Source organism: Oscillibacter sp. PEA192, assembly GCF_003574015.1.
In the GTDB taxonomy this organism is placed as follows: domain Bacteria; phylum Bacillota; class Clostridia; order Oscillospirales; family Oscillospiraceae; genus Oscillibacter; species Oscillibacter welbionis.
On the sequence record NZ_AP018532.1, the window covers coordinates 1,202,759 to 1,222,328 of the forward strand.

A 19,570-nucleotide genomic window follows, 5' to 3' on the forward strand; every position below is an offset into this window, starting at 1 on the left:
CTGGAGGAGGAAGACTCATGACCTTTGGAGAGAAGCTGACCGGGCTGCGGAAGCGGGAGGGGCTGAGCCAGGAGGCCCTGGCGGAACAGCTGGGCGTCTCCCGTCAGGCGGTGAGCCGCTGGGAACAGGGGGCGGCCCTGCCGGACGCGGCGAAACTGCTGCCCTGCGCCCGGCTGTTCAGCGTGGACGTGGAATGGCTGCTGGATGAGGAACAGGATGGGGAGGATCGGCTTTCGGCGGCGGAGTTCCTGCAGGGAACGGAAAGGCCCTCTGTTCACAGAGACTGGCCCTGGTATATCGCCGGCGGCATCGTCACCGGCGCGGGTTCTTTGGGTATGGTGACCATGGGGATTCTGAGCGCCGTCTTTCCTGTCGTGGTTTCCGAGGCTCCGGCGGGGGTGGAGTGGGTCCGCATCTACACCGGCCTGGCTGGTTTTCTGAAAGCTCACGGCGTAGAGTGGCTCTTTGCCCTTTGGGCGGCGGTGGCCCTGGCGGGGCTCTGGCTGCTGGCCCAGCCGCCTATCCGGCGACGGGAACAGACGGCCTCCCAGTTTTCCTCCTGGTACGCCGCGGGCGTGGCGGTAGGGCTGTACGGCGTCGGTCAGACCGCCTGGTATGTCCAGCTGGGCAAGCTGAGAGACCTGCCTGTGCTGGCCCTTTTCCTGGCGGCGGCGGTCTGGTGCACGGTGCGGCAGTTTTGGCGGCTGGGCGGGGAGCCGGACGAGACCCGCAGGCGGCAGGAACGGATCATTGCCCTGCTATACACCGTCGCACAGGGAGTCCTTCTCCTGCTGACGGCGGAGGCGGGCTTTGGCCTGGTGGCGCTGGTGCTCCATATTGGGGTGTATTTCATCTGCGCTGCAGCCATAACCTGGAGGCGGTCCGGCAGGGGAAAGCACTAAACACAAAAACAGGAGGCCGGTCTCCCGGCCTCCTGCCTTTGTGTCTGTTCGGTTATCCCATCAGATAGGCGTACTTGGTCAGCACCGTCCAGATGAACACCTCGATGTCGGCGGGCAGGTCGTTCTTGGCGTCCAGATCTGCCTCGAACACCTTGCTGTCCAGGCGCACCAGCACCTTCTTCCCGCCCAGAGGCAGGAAGCCCTGATTGTTTACACTCTCGTCAAAGCCCTCCCGGGTCAGGAACAGGGTGAACTTCTCCCGGTAGGGGGCGGAGTCGTAGGGGCAGAACACGGCGCAGTTGCCGCACTCGTTGCACATCCGGTCCACATGGAGGATCTGCTGGCGGCCGTCCGGCAGCTCGATGACCACATTGGCCCGGTTGGGGCACACGTCGGCGCAGACCTGGCACACCACGTTGCAGGTCAGGCACCGGTTGCCCTCGCACTTGGCGCTCTCGCAGAGGACGCCCTTCTTGGCGACGGCCTCCTCCCGGGTGGCTACGGCCTTGGCGGGGATGGCAAACTTGTGGGCCTCGCCGATGACGGCATTGGCGAAATACTGGGCGTCGGCAATGCCCTCCACCACGGTGGCGGGCCCGCGCATGGCGTCGCCGCCGGCGTAGACGCCCTCGAGATTGGTCTTGAAGGCGGGGATGCCCTTCTCGTCCACGGTGATGCCGTTCCGGGTGAAAACCTCGCTCTCAACCTTCTCGCCCACGGCGGAGACCACGGTGTCGCAGGGGATCTCCACCATTTCGCCGGTGGGGACGGGCTTGCGGCGGCCCTTGTCGTCCGGGTCGCCCAGCTTCATCTTCTCACAAATCAGCTTGCCGTCCTTCTGCTCCACAGGGGCTACCAGCTCCAGGAACTCCACGCCGTCGGCAATGGCCATCTCCAGCTCCTCCGCATCGGCGGGCATATACTTCTTCGTCCGGCGGTACACCAGGGTAGAGGATTTGGCCCCGGCCCGCAGAGCGGCCCGGGCGGCGTCCATGGCGGTGTTGCCGCCGCCCACCACGGCCACATGGCCCAGGGAGACGTCCTTACCCGCCTTCATGTCGCGCAGCCAGCCGATGACCGGCACCACGTTGCCGGGGATGTCCAGCCGTCCGGCCTTCCAGGCGCCTACGGCGAAGAAGATGTGGGTATAGCCCTGTGCCTTCAGCTCTGCCACAGAGGGGGCCTCGGTGTTCAGCTTTACCTCCACGCCCATCTTCTCCATCAGAGCCACGTCCTTGTCGATAGCCTCGTCGCTGATGCGGAAGGCGGGGATCACCTGCCGGACGATGCCGCCCAGGCGGTCCGCTTTTTCAAACAGCGTCACGGGGATGCCCGCCCGGCCCACGAAGTACGCCGCGGACATGCCGGTGGGACCGCCGCCGATGACGGCCACCTTCCGGCCGTCCGTCACCGGCGCGGGAGGCGTGATCTTGGACATGTAGGCGTCATAGCCCTTTTCGGCCGCCACCAGCTTGGTGGCGCGGATGTTCACGGGCTCGTCGTAATAATTCCGCATACACTTGGTCATGCAGTTGTGGGCGCAGATGGTGCCCGTGATGAAAGGCAGGGGGTTCTTCTCGGTGATGAGCCGCAGGGCGGAGGCGTACGCGCCCTTCCGGCACAGCTCGATATACTCCGGAATGTCCTGGTGGATGGGGCAGCCGCCCTTGCAGGGAGCGGTGAAGCAGTCCAGCAGGGGCACCTTGTCATACAGCTTGCGGCGGGGCAGGGGCTTGATGGCTTTCACATGGTACTTGTCGGACCGGGCCGCCAGAGAGAGGGCCTCGATGCCGACCACGTCCACGCCGGTGAAGGGCTTGAAGTCCAGAGCGTCCAGCTTGTCTCCGATCTGGGTGAACCGCTGGTAGCCGCCGGGCTTCAGCTCGGTGGTGGCCATGGTGATGGGCCAGATACCGCAGGCGAACAGCTTGTCGATGTTGAAGGCGTCGGCACCGCCGGCATAAGAGAGGCGCAGCTTCCCGCCAAACTCCTTGGCCATCATGGCGGCCATGGTGGTGGTCAGGGGGAAGAGGGACTTGCCCGCCATGTACATCTCCTCGCTGGGCAGTTCCCCGGCCTTCACGTCCACAGGGAAGGTGTTGGAGAGCTTCAGGCCGAATTCCAGCCCCTCCTTGTCTGCCAGGGCCTGGAGGCGGTGGAACATGGGCACCGCGTCGGCGTACTGCAGGTCCTCCTTGAAGTGGTGATCGTCGAAGGCGATATAGTCATAGCCCATGGAGTCCAGAATGGACCGGGCGGTCTCGTACCCCAGGATGGTGGGATTGCACTTGACGAAGGTGTGCAGGTGCTTCTTCTCCAGCAGGTAGCTGGCGATCCGCTCGATCTCGTCCGGCGGGCAGCCGTGGAGGGTGGACACCGTCACGGATCCGGACACATGGGGAGTGATCGTGTCGATATAATCGCTTTCTCCCGGGAAGAACTCCTTCAAAACAGCGATGCACTCCTGGAAGATGGGCGTCTTGGAGGCGTCCACCATGCCGTTCAGGAAGGTGTCGATCTTCTCACCCTGGATGCCTGCCAGGTCATAGCCCACGGACATGTTGAACACGAATCCGTTGGGATCGCCCAGACCATAGACCTTTGCCATGATCTTCAGGGCGCACCAGGCCTTCACATACTCCTCAAAGGCCTGCTGGACATACAGCTCCGTGGACCACTCGCAGTTGTAGCACTCATCCTCCGCCAGGATGCAGGGGCGGTTGATGCAGGCGGCCAGATCCGCGCCGTCCATCTTCTGGACGGTCTTCAGCTCGAAGAACCGGGCGCCGGCGAAATAGCCGGCAATGATGTTCTGGGCCAGCTGGGTGTTGGGGCCGGCGGCGGGGCCGAACGGAGTCTCGATGGTCTCCCCGAAGATGGGGAGCTTCTTCATGCCGGCCTTGTAGGGCTTGTGGACGCCGAACACGGCGCCGTCCCGGCGGTATTCGGTGGTGATCCAGGTCATCAATTCCCGAAAGGGAATGGGGGTCATTAACTCAGACATAGTTTTTCCTCCTCAGAATAACTCCTGAAATACGAATGCGCACTGCTTCCGCAGGGGCACATCGGCCGGTCATCAATACTCCTTGTGGTTCAGCCGGCCCCACAGACGCTTGCTGCTCTCCAGAATGTGGGCATTCACGGCCTCCTCGTCGATCTCCGTCAGGACCCGGTCCTTCATCAGGATTCTGCCGTTAATCATGGTGGTCTGGCACTGCCGCCCCGTCATGCCGAAGAGCATGTGTCCGTCGATGTTGGCATCAGAGAACGGTGTGAAGGGCTTGTAGTCCATGACGATCACGTCCGCCGCCGCGCCGGGCTTCAGCACGCCCAGAGTGGGGAAGCCGGTGCGCTCCGCCATCTTGGCGTTGTTGCGGAACAGCATGTCCGTCACCTCGCACCAGCCCACGTTGGGCATACAGGCGTTGTGCCGCTGGGAGCACAGGGCCACCTTGATGGACTCCAGCATGTCGTTGGTGTAGGCGTCGGTACCCAGACCGATCAGAATGCCCTTCTTGTAGAGCTGCAGCACCGGAGAGATACCCACGGCGTTGCCCATGTTGCTCTCCGGGTTGTTGACGCACATGGTGTCCGTGGCCTTGATGATATCCATTTCCGCCGTGTTCACATGGATGCAGTGGCCCAGGATGGTCTTGGGTCCCAGGATGCCGTGGTCCTGGAGCCGCTGGACGGGCCGGCGGCCGTAGTTCTGGAGGGAGTCGTACACGTCGTTCATGCCCTCGGACACGTGGATGTGATAGCCCACCCGGCCGCTGTTGGCCGCCGCCATCCGGTCAAAGGTCTTGTCGGAGATGGTGAACAGGGCATGTCCGCCGAACATGGCCTTCAGCATATCGGAGGGGTTCTGCTCGCAGTAGTCGATGAAGTCCTTGTTCTCCTGCACGGACTGAAGGGATTTCTCCTCCCCGTCCCGGTCGCTGACCTCATAGCACAGGCACGCCCGCATCCCGAATTCCCTCGTCACCTCGGCGATCCGCATCAGGGAGCCGGGGACCTCACAGAAGCTGGCGTGATGGTCGAAAATGGTGGTGACGCCCTGCTTGATGGAGTCGATCACCAGGGCCTGGGCGCTGGCCTTGGTGGCCTCCAGGTCCAGATTCCGGTCAATGTACCACCACTGGCCGTCCAGCACCTCATAGAAGCTGGTGGGGTTGTACCCATCGATGGAGAGGCCCCGGGCCAGGGCGGAGTAGATGTGGGTGTGGGCATTGATAAGGCCCGGCATGATGACGCCGCCACGAGCGTCCACAAATTCCGCCTGGGGGTACTTGGCCTTCAGATCCGCGGTGGTGCCGACCTCCACGATCTTGCCGCCATCGGTGACCACGCCGCCGTCCGGCAGGTAGCCGATGCCCTCCGGATCCCGGGTGATGACCTTGCCGTTTGCCAGTAAAATCATAAAAATGACCTCCTTTTGTCCGTCTTTTGCATATCTGATAAAAAGAAAAGGCGCTTCAAACCGCTGTCGGTTTGAAACACCTACCAAAAGACCGGAATGATAGGTGTCAGCCCGTGCGCGCAGCACTTCGTTGCAGCTATCATTCTTCCCTTGTACTTGTATTTTACCGGACAGCAGCCTAAAATGCAAGCAGGGAAGCTCAAAAATTTTCAGATGGATTTTGTGTAGTTTGCCGGAAAGCGGCGGAACTTATTCCCAACCGGGTCCGTCTACATGAAATGAAATAAAGAAAGCGATGGAATCAGAGAAAGAGGAGGCGTCAGAATGAAACGGCTTTGGATTTGCCTGCTGGCTTTTGCGCTGCTGACGGGATGCGGCGATTCCGGCGACATTGCGGTGACAACGGTATACGAAACAGATGACCCGCCCCGGACCGCCCTGACCACGGAGTGGGAGACTTACGACCCGTCGGTGGAGACGGTGTGGTGCATCCTGTCCTATGAGGGGGAAGGGGAATCTCTGGAGTATGGGGCGCCCTATTGGCTGGATGTGCGGGAGGCGGACGGCAGCTGGACCCAGGTGCCCCTGGCTGAGAACGCCGGATGGGATGCCATGCTGTATACCCTGCCGTCCGGTGAAAAGCAGGCGTTTCCGTGCATCCTGTCCCTGTTTGACTACGACTTCTCCGGCGGCAGTACGTTCCGCGTCATCAAAGAGATCGGAGAATATACGGCCGCGGCGGAGTTCACCCTGACAAAGGGGGCGGTCATCTCCGCAGAGACGCCTTACGGCTTCGGCCCCATGGAGGAGGTGCCGGAGTACGGCGACCCGGCGGAGCTCTCCGCCGGCGGTGCCGTGGTGTTTACCGAGGCGGGAACGGAGAATGCGGATGCGGCGGAGATATTTTTGGAGAAGGTCTCCCTGGGCATCCCCTGCCAGCTGCGGACCCTTCAGAACTACTATGAGAGCTGGCCCATGCTGATCGACGTCATCTATGACGGCCGCGGCTTTCTCTGGCGGATGCGGACCGGCGGAGAGATCACGGAGAAACGATTTTCCTACATCGTGACGGACGGCACGGACGTATACCTCTCCAACGGCGCAGACTGGGAGAGCACAGAACAGTACGACAGTGAGAAGGCGTTTCTGCTGCCCTCCGGCTCCGGATCCTTCCTGGTACCCGCGGCGGAGGCGATGACAGATGACCGGCTGGCGGAAAATACCGCCCGCTATCGGATCTGGTCAGGCGACGGGATGCGGGCTGCTTCCCTGACGGAGGACCCTGCAGAATTCAGCGTCATACGCTGTGACCCGGAGAGCGGAACATGGAGCAGGTCCTGGACCATCCGGGAGCTGGATGACCGGGCCACGGCAGTGAGGGACCTTTCCTGGCTGGAATCCGGAGCACTCCTGCACATCACTTATGAAACGGAGAAGGACGGCACGCTGACGGTTGACTTTGTGCCGGACGCTGAACTGACTGATCCCGGCGATCTCTGCGGCTATCCGGCGGAATAGAGACTGCGGGGCCGGCGGTTTGCCGGTTTTTCCGTAGAATACTGCAAAATCTTGGGATTTTCCATTGACAAGGGCACAAAAGCTCTGATATTCTATTCGGGCTGATTGAAACGATTTCCCGACCATTCCCCAACATTAAAAAGGAGAGAGATGCACACATGCTGGGAGAGATCATTGCGGATTTGAGCAACTGGATGTATACCTACCTGCTGGTGATTCTGCTGGTGGCCGCCGGACTGTTTTTCACCATTCGGAACCGGTTCCCGCAGCTGCGGCTGCTGCGGGAGGCCATCCGCGTGGTGGTGGAGCGGCCGGAGAAGGAGGGAAGCGTGTCCTCCTTCCAGGCGCTGATGGTGTCCACCGCCTCCCGGGTAGGTACGGGCAACATTATCGGCGTGTCCGTGGCCATCTGCATGGGCGGCTACGGCGCCGTGTTCTGGATGTGGCTCATCGCCCTGCTGGGCGGCGCCACGGCCTTTACCGAATCCACGCTGGCGCAGATTTACAAGCGCCGGAACCCGGAGACCGGCGAGAGTTACGGCGGCCCTGCCTATTATATTGAGGCGGCCCTCCACAGCCGTCCCCTGGCGGTGCTGTTTGCCCTGAGCCTCATCGCCACCTACGCCGGCGGCTTCAACATGCTCTGCTCCTACAACCTCCAGTCCACCTTCTCCGGATACAGCTTTTATTCCCCGGAGTGGACGCCCTGGATCATCGGCGGCATCGTGGCGCTGCTGACCGGGTACTGCGTCATGGGCGGCGGCAAGCGGATCATCGCCTTCGCCTCCACTCTGGTGCCCATCATGGGCGGACTGTACGTGCTGGTGGCCCTGGTGGTCATCGTCATGAACGTGGGGCTGATTCCCCAGGTGTTCGGACGGATCTTCTCCGAGGCGTTCGATTTCCAAGCCATCTTCGCCGGCTTCACCGGCTCTGCCGTGATGCAGGGCGTGAAGCGGGGCCTCTTTTCCAACGAGGCCGGCGTGGGCTCCGCCCCCAACGCTGCCGCCTCTGCCAATGTCAGCCATCCGGTGAAGCAGGGGCTGGTCCAGATGCTGTCTGTCTTCCTGGACACGCTGGTGATCTGCTCCGCCACCGCCTTCATGCTGCTGTGCTCCGGTGTGGAGCCCGCAGTGGAGCTGCAGGGCGCCCCCTATGTGCAGTCGGCCCTGGCCGCCTCCTTCGGCACCCTGGGTCCCGTTTTCATCACCGTGGCCATGGTGCTCTTTGCCTTCACAACTCTGATCGGAAACCTCTACTATGTGGACAATGCCCTGGCGTATCTGCTGGGGCACGTGCCCTCCAAGCGGTTCATGGTGGTGTTCCGCCTGATTGCCATGGGACTGATTTTCCTGGGCGCCGGCCTCACGCTGGATCTGGTGTGGAACCTGTCTGACGTGCTGATGGGCGTCATGGTGCTCATCAACATTCCGGTGATCGCGGTCCTCTCCCGTCCGGCGGCGGCAGCCCTGCGGAACTATACCGAGCAGCGCAGGGCCGGCAAGAACCCCGTGTTCCGGGCCGCGGACATCGACCTGAAGGAAAAGACCGAATACTGGAACTGAAATAAAAACGGCAGGGCTTTGAAAGCGGACGCTTCGGCGTCCGCTTTTTTTGCATAGAATGGAATAGAAACAGAAAATTTACAAAAACTACTTGAAATAAAAAACGAAATCGCTTAATATAATATCGAAAACTATATTATATGATGCGGACGGCATGATGCCGGATTTCAAGAAGGAGAGACCATTCCATGCGCAAACTGTTTGCAAAGGCCCAGGACCCCATCAGCTGTGAAACCCATGCGCTCGGCGCGGTGGCCGCCCTGGGGGGCGGTCTGCTGTATCTGCTTCGGGGCGTCTGGACGGATGCGGCCATACCGGCGGTGGCGGCGGCCCTGTGCTTCTGTCTGTCTATGGCGGCACTGTATGCCGCCAGCGCCATCTATCACTACTATCCCGGCACTGCCGCCAGCGGCGGAGTGAAGCGGGTGCTGCGGAAAATGGACCACAGTATGATCTATGTGCTGATTGCCGGCAGCTACACGCCCTTCTGCGTGGTGCTGCTGCCCCAGCCCAGGGGAACACAATTCTGCCTGATCCTCTGGGGCGTGGCCCTGGCGGGGGTGCTGGCGAAGATGCTGTGGATCAACGCACCACGGATGCTGTCCACGGCAGTATATCTCATCATGGGATGGTCTGTGGTGTTTGTGGCAAAGGACTTCACCGCTCTGGGCCAGCCCTGCCTGACGCTGGTGGCTCTGGGCGGGATCTGCTACTCGGTGGGAGCGGTGTTCTACGCCGTCAAGAAGCCAAACATCTCTGCAGAGTGGACCTTCCACGAACTGTTCCACCTGTTGATTCTGGCGGGGTCTTTCTTCCACTATCTGGCGGTATATCTGTATGTGCTGTGACGCAGTGGCGAAAAATCTGACTGAAAACGAAAGCAGCCCGGCGGAATATCCGCCGGGCTGCTTTTGGAATCTGTGCAATTGGAACACTGGCGCTGTTTATTGCGGGCTTTCATCCGGTATCGGAAGGCCGTGCGACTCCATCAAGCCGTACGACTCCAGCAGAGCTTTTGCCTCGTCCAGAGATGCTGCCGGAGCGACATAGACGGAGGAGCCGGCTACGTAGGTTGACGTTCCGTCGTCCTCGCCGGGGACCCGCTCAAAGGGGAACAGGAAGAACTGCGTATATTCCCGGTCTGTGTACAGTTCCCCGAAAAACGTGTGGGCGGGGAACTTTCCGTATTCGAGCAGGCCCCGGTTGAGGCCGCCGCCCTCATGGGCCATGGTCAGCCAGACCTTGCTGGCTTCCTCAGAGGTGAAGGGCTGTTCCTCCAGTTCCAGATAGCCGCTGAAGCTGTCATCCTGCCCCCACTGCTTCACCATCTCCCCGTGGAAATGCAGAGTGGTGTTCACGGCCGTGGCCTCGCCATCCTCCCACAGGACCGCCGGGAGTGTCACGTCCACCTGTGACCGGAATTTCACCATGCGGGCAATGACCAGTGCGGCAGCGAGAATCAGTACCAGACAGATCACCGTCGTGGCCCGGTTGGGGCCGTGCCGTTTGGCGTTCGTCTGCTCTGGGGCCATGGTATGCTCCTTTCCGCCGGACGGGACCGGCCTGCCGTGCATCACACACGTAAAGGGAGAGCGCCTTATTTTGTCCCGAAGATCCGGTCACCGGCATCGCCCAGACCGGGGACAATATAGCCGTGCTCGTTCAGATGGTCATCCACGGCGCCGCAGTAGATGTCCACGTCCGGGTGGGCCTTCTGGATGCGCTCCACACCCTCCGGCGCGGCCAGCAGAACCATCAGCTTGATGTTTTTGCAGCCCCGCTTCTTCATCTCGGTGATGGCGGCCTCGGCGCTGCCGCCGGTGGCCAGCATGGGATCCACGATCATGATGTCCCGCTCCGCAATGTCCTTGGGCATCTTGCAGAAGTAGACATGGGGCTCCAGCGTCTCCTCATCCCGGAACATGCCGATGTGGCCCACACGGGCGGAGGGCACCATCCGCAGCACACCGTCCACCAGCCCCAGGCCCGCCCGGAGGATGGGCACCACAGCGAACTTCTTGCCTTTCAGGGTGGGGGCGATGGTCCTGCAGATGGGGGTCTCCACCTCCTTGGTGGTCAGGGGCAGATCCCGGGTGGCCTCATAGGTGATCAGCATCCCGATCTCGGAGACGATCTCCCGGAAATCCTTGACGCTGGTGTCCTTGTCCCGTAGGATGGTCAGCTTGTGGGCCACCAGGGGGTGGTCCATCACATGCACTTTGCCGCTCATACTTATAAACTCCTTTTCTCTGATATCCTTGATGTAAACCGTTCCCTACGATCTAAACCGTTCCCTCAGATCTGGGGCGGCTGCCGCAGACGCTGGGCCTGGGGAGGGCGGAGATAGACCGGAAGCAATTCCTGGGCGGAGACCAGCTTTCCCGCCCGGGCCAGGTCCTCGGCGCACAGGGCCACGGACATGGCGTTCTGCATCACCAGTTGGGGCGGTGCCAGGCGGCAGGGCAGTCCCGACTCTGTCAGCGCCTTCTCACAGAGGACGGCGCCGTCCCCCACGATCACCAGGGGCAGTGGCTCGCTCCGCAGCTCCTCCGCCAGCTCCGCAAGGCCGATGGCGCGATCCGGCGTCCGGCGGGTCAGGCGGCCATGTTCGGAGGTGAAGAGGGCGTTGTAGATCTGGCTACGCCGGGCGTCCATGGCGCAGACCACCAGGGCGTCCATGTGGGCCACGTTCCGGGCCATGGCCTCCAGGGTGGAGACGGCCGCGCAGGGCTTGTCCGCGGCAAAGGCCAGTCCCTTGGCAGCCGAGACGCCGATGCGGATGCCGGTGAAGGACCCCGGGCCTGCCGCCACAGCGACGGCGTCGCAGTCCTGAACGGTCAGGCCGGTGTTTTTCAGCATGGCCTCCACAATGGGCATCAGGGTGCGGCTGTGGGTGAGGCCGGTGTCCTGATAGCCGGAGCAGAGGACTTTCCCATCCTCCGTCACGGCGGCGGAGACCGCCTTGGCGGAGGTTTCCAGTGCCAAGATCCTCATTGTGCAGCACCTCCTTCCACGGTGATGCTCCGCCAGCCGTCGTGCTCCGGATGGCGGGTGAGGGTCACATAGACCGTGCCCTCCGGCAGGGCGTCCGCCACCTGCTCGCTCCACTCCACGGCGCAGACGCCGCCCCGGGAGAGATAGTCCTCCCAGCCGATGTCGAACAGGTCCTCAGACCCGTTCAGCCGGTACATATCGAAGTGGAACAGAGGGGTAGGGCCCTCATATTCGTTGACGATAGTGAAGGTGGGGCTGGTGACCCGACCTCGGCATCCCAGGCCACGGGCAAGGCCACGGGTAAAGGCGGTCTTGCCCATGCCCAGACCGCCCCGGTAGGCCACCACGGCGCCGGGAGAGAGAGCGGCGGCCAACCGTTCACCAAAGGCCTCCGTCTCCGCCTCGCTGTGGGAAATATACTCCACGAAGCAGCGCTCCTTTCCAGTGATATTTCCAAATCCGATTCAGTATACCATATTTTGAACAGTCTGTAAAAACAAATTTGCGGCGTTTACACATCTTTTCATTTGTGGTATACTGCATTCGTCAAATTCTGCGCCGGAGGAAATGGAAACGCCCATGTGGAACCGACTGAAAGCCATTCTGGCAGACTTCATCCAGCAGGCCGACCTGGTGCTGCTGGGGCTCTGCTGCGCCGCCACCCTGTACGGCATGGCGCTGATCGCCAGCGCCACCCGGTATCTGAACATCGGCGGCATCGTGCGATATGTGGGCGTCCAGGGGGCGGCCATGGTGCTGGGCATCTGCGCCTATATCTTCATGTCCATGTTGGACCTGGAGCGGCTGATGCGACGGTGGAAGTGGCTTGTGGCCTTCAACGTCGTGTTCATCGCCCTGCTGCTGACACCTTTTGGCGTCTCGGACAACACGGGCAACACCGCATGGCTGAAATTTCCCTTTCTCCCCTTCAGCATCGGCCCGGCGGAGGTGGTGAAGATCACCTTCACCCTGCTGCTGGCCAAGCAGTTGGAGTGGCTGCGGGAGGTGAAGCGGGATCTGAAATCCTTCCCCTCCGCCCTGATGGTGGCGGGGCACACCATCGCCCTGATGGGGTGGTACGTGGGGATTTCCGGGGATATGGGCAACGGCCTGACATTTTTCTTCATCTTTCTGTGCATGGCCTTTGTGGCAGGCTTCGCTCTGCGGTGGTTCGTCCTGCTGTTCGCCGGCAGCGGGGCAGCCATTGCCGCCTCGGTGGCTCTGGGCCTGATGCCGGACTATATGATCAACCGTTTCCGGGTCCTGTTTGACCACTCCTATGATACCCTGGGAGCAGGCTGGCAGCAGACCCGGGGCCTGCTGGCCCTGGGCTCCGGCGGCCTCTTCGGCCAGGGATACATGCAGGGCACCCAGACTCAGGCGGGGGAGGGGTCCCTGCCGGCCCGGCACACGGACTTCATCTTCTGTGTCTGCGGGGAGGAGCTGGGGATGATCGGCTGTCTTGTTGTGATCGCCCTGCTGGCGGCCATCATCATCCGGGTGCTGCTGGTAGCCCGCCGGGCTGAGACGCCCTTCCACTGCTATGTCTGTGTGGGTGTGGCGGCCATGCTGATCTTCCAGACTGTGGTGAACATCGGTATGTGCCTGTTTGTGATGCCCGTGATCGGTCTGACCCTGCCGTTCTTCAGCTACGGCGGGTCCTCGCTGTTGACGCTGTATGCCGCCATGGGCGTGGTGTCCGGCATCAAAAAGCGATCCCCTGTGGTCCGCCGTCCGGGCAGGCCCCTGGGGTGAGCGGAAGGAGCTCCCAAACACGGCCGGAGTGCGCTCCGGCCGTGTTTTTCTGCATATTTCCGGCGGGCGGGAAGAAACTAGCGGTGCACCCAATTCAATACAGGAGGTATGATCGCCTTGAAGACCCAACTGATGAAACGCGCCGCCGCCCTGTGCCTGGCGGTAGTCCTGACCCTGTCCGTCAACGCCGCCGCCCTGTTCGGCGGCAAGGAGAAGGCCCAGCCGGCAGAGGGGAGCCCCACGGCCCAGGCGCTGGAGATCCGCACCTACCGGGGCATTCCCTATCACGCCCAGTTTCTGGCCGCGGGCGGCGAGGGAGAGGACCTGACCTTCACCGTGGAGAAAGAGCCCAAAAAGGGCACCGTCCAGATTGACGGCGCCAGCTTCACCTATACCCCAGAGGGGGATTCCACCGGAAGCGACAGCTTCACCTATACCGCCACCGACAGCGCCGGACGCGTGTCTCAACCCGCTACGGTGAGCGTCACCATTGAGAAGGCCAAGTCTGGCGTCACCTATGCGGACACGGCGGACAGCACCGCCGCGGTGGCCGCGCAGGACCTGGCGGAGGCGGGGATTTTCACCGGTGCCAAGATCGGAGACCAGTACTACTTTGAGCCGGATAAGCCCGTCTCCCGCAGCGAGTTTCTGGCCCTGGTAATGGAGACCGCCGGGGACGAACCCACCGCCGTTACCATGACCGGCTTCTGTGATGACGCGGCCATCCCCACCTGGGCCAAGGCCTACGCCGCGGCCGGCGTCGCGGACGGCATCATTCAGGGCGTCTCCACAGCGGAGGGCGTGGCCTTCCAGGGAGATGAGCCCATCACCTTCAATGAGGCGGCTACCGTGCTCAACCGCGTCCTGGCGGTGGAGGATGTGGATCTGGCCAGCTGGTACGCAGACCGGGAGGCAGTGCCCTCCTGGGCAGCCCAGGCCGTGGGGAACATGGAGGCGGTCAGCGTCCTCGCCGCGGGCAGCTTCGGCAGCGCCGCCATGGGAGAGACCGTCACCCGGGCGGACGCGGCCCAGATGCTCTCCGCCGCCGGCACCCTGCTGGAGGGAGAACCGGCCGGCCTCTTCGACTGGCTCCTCTGAGCCGGAAATTTCCAGCAGAACAAACAGCCCTCCGAAAAAGCGCCCGTGCTTTTTCGGAGGGCCTGCGGCGTTTTAACAGTTGTATTTGGGGGCGGTTTGTGCTAAACTATGGAACATTAAAATAGGATGATTATGACTACCCATCGGAGAGCAGTCAAGATAGAAGGGACTGGAAACGAGCATGAAGATCGTTGTATTGGCGGGGGGAATCTCCACAGAGCGGGCGGTCTCCCTGGTGACGGGCACCGGCGTGTGCCGCGCCCTGCGGGAAAACGGCCATCGGGCCATCCTGGTGGATCTGTTCCTGGGGCTGGAGGAGGTCCCGGCGGACCTGGAGACCCTGTTTGACGCGCCCGACGGCCTGTGCCCCGACGCGAAGATCGAGGTGGAGGCGCCGGACCTGGAGACGGTGAAGCGCGGCCGGAAGGATCAGGGCCCCAGCCACATCGGCCCCCACGTGCTGGACATCTGCCAGAAGGCGGACCTGGTGTTCCTGGGCCTCCACGGTATGGACGGGGAGGACGGCCGCATCCAGGCCGCCCTGGATTTACTGGGCGTGCCCTACACCGGCGCGGGTCATCTGGCCTCCGCTGTCGCCATGGACAAGGCGGTTTCCAAGCAGATTCTGGACGCGTGCGGCATCCCCACCCCCAAGTGGCGGCTGCTGTCCTATGGACTGGATGAGGCGGAGCCCCTGGCCCAGACGCTGCCTATGCCCTGCGTCATCAAGACCATCGGGGGCGGTTCGTCCCTGGGGGTGTACTTACCGGAGGACCGGACGGAGCTGAAGCGGGCCCTGGAGGAGGTGCTGCGCTACGGCGCCAAGGTCCTGGCGGAGGAGCGGATCTACGGCCGGGAGCTGACAGTGGCGGTCCTGGGGGACCGCTGGCTGCCGGCGGTGGAGACCGTGCCCGCCGGAAAGGAATTTGACTACGTGGCCAAGTACCAGGCCGGCGCGGCGGTGGAGACCTGTCCGGCCGATGTGCCGCCCGCGGTGATGCAGGCCGCCGGTGAGCTGGCCCTGCGGACCCACCGGGCGTTGGGATTGGAGGTCTACTCCCGCACGGACATGATTCTGGACAAAGACGGAAATCTGTGGGTGCTGGAGGCCAACTCCCTGCCGGGCATGACCCCCAACAGCTTTGTCCCCAAGGAGGCCGCCGCCGTGGGCATGAGCTACAACCAGCTCTGCGAGGAGATCGTGCGGCTCTCCTGCGACGTGAAGAGAAGAGGGTGAACTGCATGCAGCCAATGACCATTCCTGAGATCATATCCGCTGTGGACGGCACCTGGCTGAATCCCCGGAAGGGGGCGGCCCCCGTCACCGCTGTGTGCACCGACAGCCGGAAGATTGCCCCCGGCTGCCTGTTCCTGCCCTGGGTGGGGGAGCGGTTCGACGGCCATGACTTCATCGACAGGGCCCTGGACGCGGGAGCCGCCGGGTGCTTGTGCGCCCGGAGGCCGGAGCTGCTGCGGCCAGACAAGTTCTATATCCAGGTGGCGGACACCCGGCTGGCCCTGCGGGCCCTGGCGTCCGCCTACCGGGACCGGTTCGCCATCCCCTTTGTCCAGGTCACCGGCAGCGTGGGCAAGACCACCACAAAGGAGATGCTGGCGGCGGTGCTGGGGGCGAAGCTCCGGGTGCTGAAGACACCGGAGAACTTCAACAACGACATCGGCACGCCCCTGACCCTGCTGGGCCTGGGGCCGGAGCATCAGGCGGCGGTGATCGAGACCGGGATGAACCACTTCGGGGAGATCCGCTATTTGGGGGAGATGGTGCGGCCGGACATCGCCGTCATCTCCAACATCGGTGACGCCCATATCGAGCATCTGGGCAGCCGGGAGGGGATCCTCAAGGCCAAGAGCGAGATTTTTGAGAACCTGAAGCCGGAGGGACTGGCGGTCCTTAACGGGGATGACGCCCTGCTGAACACCCTGGACCTGCCCTTCCGGACCGTCCGCTGCGGACGGTCGGAGCACTGCGCCGTCCGGGTGATGGACATGGCCGACCACGGCGTGGCGGGAATTACCTGCACCGTCGTGTCCCCCCGGGACACCTATCACCTGACCATCCCTGCGCCGGGAGAGCACATGGCCTACTCTGCCGCCATCGCCGTGGCGGTGGGAGAGGAGCTGGGCCTTTCCACGGAGGAGATCACCCGGGGCGCGGCTTCGTATGAACCCGCCGGATCCCGGATGCGGGTGCTTCGTCTGCGGGACGGGCGGCTGGTGCTGGATGACTGCTACAACGCCAATCCCCAGTCCGTCACTGCGGCCCTGGAGATCCTGGCCAAGACTGAGTGCGGCCGGAAGGTGGCCGTGCTGGGGGACATGGGGGAACTGGGGGACCTGACGGACCAGGCCCACTACAACATGGGCGCCCTGGCCGCCATGCTGGGCATCGACGAGGTGGTGGCCATCGGCGCCAAGGCGGAGAAGATCGCCGACGGCGCCGCCCAGAGCGGCGGCTCCGTCACCCATTTTGCCACCAAGGAGGAGGCCGTCCACGAATTGACTGACCAGCTGGGCACCGACACCGCCATGCTGGTGAAGGCGTCCCACGCCATGCACTTTGGCTGGATCGTGGAGCAGTTGAAACAAGCGTATGATTGAGATTCAAGTGAACAACCTGGTGAAGTCCTTTGAGGTGGGGAAGAACGTCCTGGACGGCCTCACCTTTCAGGTGGACCAGGGGGAGCGGGTGGGGCTGCTGGGCCGCAACGGCGCGGGCAAGACCACCCTGTTCAAGATACTGACCGGCGAGCTGGACTACGACGAGGGCACCGTCGTGGTGGGCCAGGGCCGGCGGGTGGGCCTGATCTCCCAGATCCCCGTCTACCCCGCCGGCTGCACAGTAGAGGATGTGCTGCGCTCCGCCTTCGCCCGGCTGGAGAGCCTGGCGGAGGAGATGCGGGCCCTGGAGGCCCGGATGGCCGCCGGGGAGAGCGACCCTGCCATTTTGAAGCGGTACGGCACATTAAGCGAGCGGTTTGAGGCATTTGGCGGCTATGACACAGATGTGGCGGTGAATAAGATCGCCAACGGCCTGTCCATTCCGGACAGCCAGCGGTCCCAGCTGTTCGACAGCCTCTCCGGCGGGGAAAAGACCCGGGTGAACCTGGGCCGCCTCATCCTGGAGGACACGGACATCCTGCTGCTGGACGAGCCCACCAACCACCTGGACCTCCACGCTACCGAGTGGCTGGAGGAGTACATTCGCTCTTTCCACGGCACGGTGGTCACCATCTCCCACGACCGGTATTTCCTGGACCGCACCGTCACCCGGGTCATCGAGATCCAGGACGGGAAAGCGGAGTTTTACAGCGGGAATTACAGCTTCTACGCCGTGGAGAAGGAACGCCGCTACCAGGAGCGGATGAAGCAGTACGAAAAAGAGCAGGCCAAGATCGCACAGTTGGAGAAGGCGGCGGAGCAATTGCGGGTCTGGGCTTTCATGGGCATGGACAAGACCTACCGCCGGGCCATCTCCATGGAAAAGCGCATCGAGCGGATGCGGACCACCTCCAAACCCACCAAGGCGCGGAAGATGGACGCCCGGTTCTCCTCCGCAGAGTTCCACGGGGACGAGGTGCTGGGCATCCGGAACGTGTCCAAGTCCTACGGGGACAAGCACCTCTTTGAGGGCATCAGCCTGAAGGTGGAGGGGGGCGAGCGCATCGCCCTCATCGGCGACAACGGCACCGGAAAGTCCACCCTTATCAAGATGATCGTGGGGGAGCTGTATCCGGACGACGGCCGCATCAAAACCGGCCCCCAGGTGAAGGAGGCATACCTGCCCCAGATCGTCCGCTTCGACCACCCAGACTGGAACCTGGTGGAGAATATGATGGCGGCGAAAAAGGGCCTCTCGGCCCAGTCGGCCCGAAACCGGCTGGCGGCATACGACTTCCGGGGCGAGGACGTGTTCAAGCCGGTGTCGGTGCTCTCCGGCGGGGAGCAGAGCCGCCTGCGGCTGTGCATGCTGATGGATGACGAGATCAACTTCCTGATCCTGGACGAGCCCACCAACCATCTGGACATCGACTCCCGGGAGTGGATCGAGGAGGCGGTGGAGGCCTACGACGGCACGCTGCTGTTTGTCAGCCATGACCGGTACTTCATCAACCGCTTCGCCACCCGGATCTGGGAGCTGACGGATGGCACCATCACGGATTATCCCTGCGGCTTTGCCCAATACCGGCAGATGAAGGCTCAGGAGGAGGCGGAGAAGGCCGCCGCTCCCAAGCCGGAGAAGGAGCGGGAAAAGCCCGCTGCGGAGCGGCCCCAGCGGGGCAACAAGGCTCAGCAGGCGGCCCGACGGCAGCTGACCATCTGTGAGCGGGACATCGCCAAGGCGGAGGAGCGCATCGCCGCTCTGGAGGCAGATATGGAGGCCGCGGCCTGCGACTATGAGAAGCTGAACGAGCTGGTGGGGCAGAAGGACGCCGCCCAGGCGGAGCTGGACGCCCTGTACGAAAGGTGGGAGCAGCTCAGTGAAGAGGCAGAGGGCTAAACAGCGGCCCCTGTACCGGTACGATGTCTACCGGGGCCGCAGAAGAGGACAGGCCCGGCTGATCGGGGCGGCGGGCTGCGCCGTTTTCGGCCTGCTTCTGGTGCTGATCCGGAGCCTGGGCATCCGGTTTTCCGGCTTTCTGCTGCTGGGGCTGGCGGCGCTCCTGGTGCTTTCCTGGCTGCTGGATCGCCTGGCCGCCGGAAATCACCGCTGGCGGCTGATCCACCGGGGCTTTTATGGCTGCCTTACGGTGGGACTGGCTGCGCTGCTGGGGCTGGAGGTCTTTATCATTAACCGGGGGCGCAGCGACATGACGCCCCTGCCGGCAGACGCGGTCATCGTCCTGGGGGCGGGGGTCAACGGCACTGAGCCGTCCCTGTCCCTGCGGACCCGGCTGGACAAGGCCGTGGACTATCTGGAGCGGTGGCCGGACATCCCGGCAGTGCTCACCGGCGGCACCGGCTACGGCGAGGAGATCAGCGAGGCCCAGTGTATGTATGACTATCTCACGGAGTACGGTGTGGAGGCAGACCGCCTGATCCTGGAGGACCGGGCATCCAACACGGCGGAGAACTTCGCCTTTTCCTGGGAACTGCTGACAGAGGCGGGGGTCGACCCAGCGGAGGGACGGGTGGCTGTTGTCACCAACGACTTTCACATCGCCCGGTCGGAGCTGATCGCCGCCCGGGAGGGCTACGGAGACGTGGCCGGGATCCCAGCGCCGCTGCCCTGGGTTCATTTGGAGATCAATTACACCCTGCGGGAGGCCTTTGCCATGGTAAAGACCTTTCTGTTTGACTGA

16 protein-coding genes are annotated in these 19,570 nt (G+C 63.0%); 10 read left to right on the forward strand and 6 right to left on the reverse strand.

Features of this window, described 5'->3' with window-relative positions:
* Window positions 1–17 precede the first annotated feature (17 nt).
* Window positions 18–902 (forward strand): helix-turn-helix domain-containing protein, encoded by an 885-nt coding sequence (locus DN611_RS05825; protein WP_158629831.1) that lies wholly within the window; start codon window positions 18–20, stop codon window positions 900–902.
* Between the two features lie 52 nt (window positions 903–954).
* Here the strand turns inward: DN611_RS05825 and ygfK are convergent, their stop codons facing one another.
* Window positions 955–3,906 (reverse strand): putative selenate reductase subunit YgfK, encoded by a 2,952-nt coding sequence (gene ygfK / locus DN611_RS05830; protein WP_119310859.1) that lies wholly within the window; start codon window positions 3,904–3,906, stop codon window positions 955–957.
* Between the two features lie 72 nt (window positions 3,907–3,978).
* A complete protein-coding gene (gene ssnA / locus DN611_RS05835; protein WP_021747815.1) occupies window positions 3,979–5,322 on the reverse strand; it encodes a putative aminohydrolase SsnA in 1,344 nt (447 codons plus the stop codon).
* 324 nt (window positions 5,323–5,646) lie between these two features.
* Between ssnA and DN611_RS05840 the strand changes: the two genes are divergently transcribed.
* From DN611_RS05840 to trhA, 3 genes are all read left to right on the forward strand, one after another.
* Entirely contained in the window at window positions 5,647–6,840 is a 1,194-nt protein-coding gene (locus DN611_RS05840; RefSeq protein WP_119310860.1) for an immunoglobulin-like domain-containing protein, read from the forward strand.
* Window positions 6,841–6,998: 158 nt separating this feature from the next.
* Window positions 6,999–8,405, forward strand: coding sequence for an alanine/glycine:cation symporter family protein (locus DN611_RS05845; protein ID WP_021747812.1), 1,407 nt, complete (start codon window positions 6,999–7,001; stop codon window positions 8,403–8,405).
* 188 nt (window positions 8,406–8,593) lie between these two features.
* Window positions 8,594–9,253 carry a PAQR family membrane homeostasis protein TrhA gene (gene trhA, locus DN611_RS05850; RefSeq protein ID WP_021747810.1) on the forward strand — a complete coding sequence of 220 codons (660 nt, stop codon included), beginning with the start codon at window positions 8,594–8,596 and terminating at the stop codon, window positions 9,251–9,253.
* Window positions 9,254–9,349: 96 nt separating this feature from the next.
* Here the strand turns inward: trhA and DN611_RS05855 are convergent, their stop codons facing one another.
* The 4 genes from DN611_RS05855 to tsaE all read right to left on the reverse strand — a co-directional run bounded on the left by DN611_RS05855 (window position 9,350) and on the right by tsaE (window position 11,824).
* The gene (locus DN611_RS05855; RefSeq protein WP_036629516.1) at window positions 9,350–9,937 is read right to left on the reverse strand and encodes a hypothetical protein; all 588 of its coding nucleotides are present in this window, start codon (window positions 9,935–9,937) and stop codon (window positions 9,350–9,352) included.
* A 65-nt stretch (window positions 9,938–10,002) separates the two neighbouring features.
* Window positions 10,003–10,635, reverse strand: a complete 633-nt coding sequence (upp, locus tag DN611_RS05860) for a uracil phosphoribosyltransferase (RefSeq protein WP_021747808.1) — start codon at window positions 10,633–10,635, stop codon at window positions 10,003–10,005.
* A gap of 65 nt (window positions 10,636–10,700) precedes the next feature.
* Window positions 10,701–11,399 (reverse strand): tRNA (adenosine(37)-N6)-threonylcarbamoyltransferase complex dimerization subunit type 1 TsaB, encoded by a 699-nt coding sequence (gene tsaB, locus DN611_RS05865; protein WP_021747807.1) that lies wholly within the window; start codon window positions 11,397–11,399, stop codon window positions 10,701–10,703.
* On the reverse strand, window positions 11,396–11,824 hold the full coding sequence (gene tsaE / locus DN611_RS05870) for a tRNA (adenosine(37)-N6)-threonylcarbamoyltransferase complex ATPase subunit type 1 TsaE (protein ID WP_021747806.1): 429 nt from the start codon (window positions 11,822–11,824) through the stop codon (window positions 11,396–11,398). The genes tsaB and tsaE overlap by 4 nt, the downstream gene beginning before the upstream one ends.
* A 154-nt stretch (window positions 11,825–11,978) precedes the next feature.
* On the opposite strand from tsaE, the gene DN611_RS05875 reads away from it, so the two are divergent.
* The 6 genes from DN611_RS05875 (at window position 11,979) to DN611_RS05900 (ending at window position 19,570) form a co-directional block, all read left to right on the forward strand.
* Window positions 11,979–13,154 carry an FtsW/RodA/SpoVE family cell cycle protein gene (locus tag DN611_RS05875; RefSeq protein ID WP_119310861.1) on the forward strand — a complete coding sequence of 392 codons (1,176 nt, stop codon included), beginning with the start codon at window positions 11,979–11,981 and terminating at the stop codon, window positions 13,152–13,154.
* 117 nt (window positions 13,155–13,271) lie between these two features.
* Window positions 13,272–14,252: an Ig-like domain-containing protein gene (locus DN611_RS05880; protein WP_119311894.1), complete on the forward strand. Its 981-nt coding sequence runs from the start codon at window positions 13,272–13,274 to the stop codon at window positions 14,250–14,252.
* Window positions 14,253–14,433: 181 nt separating this feature from the next.
* The gene (locus tag DN611_RS05885; RefSeq protein WP_119310862.1) at window positions 14,434–15,489 is read left to right on the forward strand and encodes a D-alanine--D-alanine ligase family protein; all 1,056 of its coding nucleotides are present in this window, start codon (window positions 14,434–14,436) and stop codon (window positions 15,487–15,489) included.
* A gap of 5 nt (window positions 15,490–15,494) precedes the next feature.
* Window positions 15,495–16,868 carry a UDP-N-acetylmuramoyl-tripeptide--D-alanyl-D-alanine ligase gene (locus DN611_RS05890; RefSeq protein ID WP_119310863.1) on the forward strand — a complete coding sequence of 458 codons (1,374 nt, stop codon included), beginning with the start codon at window positions 15,495–15,497 and terminating at the stop codon, window positions 16,866–16,868.
* Complete coding sequence (abc-f, locus tag DN611_RS05895) at window positions 16,861–18,768, forward strand: ribosomal protection-like ABC-F family protein (protein ID WP_119310864.1); 1,908 nt, start codon at window positions 16,861–16,863, stop codon at window positions 18,766–18,768. Before DN611_RS05890 ends, abc-f begins: the two co-directional genes overlap by 8 nt.
* Entirely contained in the window at window positions 18,749–19,570 is an 822-nt protein-coding gene (locus DN611_RS05900) for a YdcF family protein (RefSeq protein ID WP_119310865.1), read from the forward strand. Before abc-f ends, DN611_RS05900 begins: the two co-directional genes overlap by 20 nt.

Bases quoted from the DNA above. Each gene is read 5' to 3' on its own strand.
- DN611_RS05890 (WP_119310863.1), top strand. From the start codon at position 15,495: ATGCAGCCAATGACCATTCCTGAGATCATATCCGCTGTGGACGGCACC.
- trhA (WP_021747810.1), top strand. From the start codon at position 8,594: ATGCGCAAACTGTTTGCAAAGGCCCAGGACCCCATCAGCTGTGAAACC.
- DN611_RS05885 (WP_119310862.1), top strand. From the start codon at position 14,434: ATGAAGATCGTTGTATTGGCGGGGGGAATCTCCACAGAGCGGGCGGTC.
- ssnA (WP_021747815.1), bottom strand. From the start codon at position 5,322: ATGATTTTACTGGCAAACGGCAAGGTCATCACCCGGGATCCGGAGGGC.
- DN611_RS05875 (WP_119310861.1), top strand. From the start codon at position 11,979: ATGTGGAACCGACTGAAAGCCATTCTGGCAGACTTCATCCAGCAGGCC.
- tsaB (WP_021747807.1), bottom strand. From the start codon at position 11,399: ATGAGGATCTTGGCACTGGAAACCTCCGCCAAGGCGGTCTCCGCCGCC.
- abc-f (WP_119310864.1), top strand. From the start codon at position 16,861: ATGATTGAGATTCAAGTGAACAACCTGGTGAAGTCCTTTGAGGTGGGG.
- DN611_RS05825 (WP_158629831.1), top strand. From the start codon at position 18: ATGACCTTTGGAGAGAAGCTGACCGGGCTGCGGAAGCGGGAGGGGCTG.
- DN611_RS05845 (WP_021747812.1), top strand. From the start codon at position 6,999: ATGCTGGGAGAGATCATTGCGGATTTGAGCAACTGGATGTATACCTAC.
- DN611_RS05840 (WP_119310860.1), top strand. From the start codon at position 5,647: ATGAAACGGCTTTGGATTTGCCTGCTGGCTTTTGCGCTGCTGACGGGA.
- ygfK (WP_119310859.1), bottom strand. From the start codon at position 3,906: ATGTCTGAGTTAATGACCCCCATTCCCTTTCGGGAATTGATGACCTGG.
- upp (WP_021747808.1), bottom strand. From the start codon at position 10,635: ATGAGCGGCAAAGTGCATGTGATGGACCACCCCCTGGTGGCCCACAAG.
- DN611_RS05855 (WP_036629516.1), bottom strand. From the start codon at position 9,937: ATGGCCCCAGAGCAGACGAACGCCAAACGGCACGGCCCCAACCGGGCC.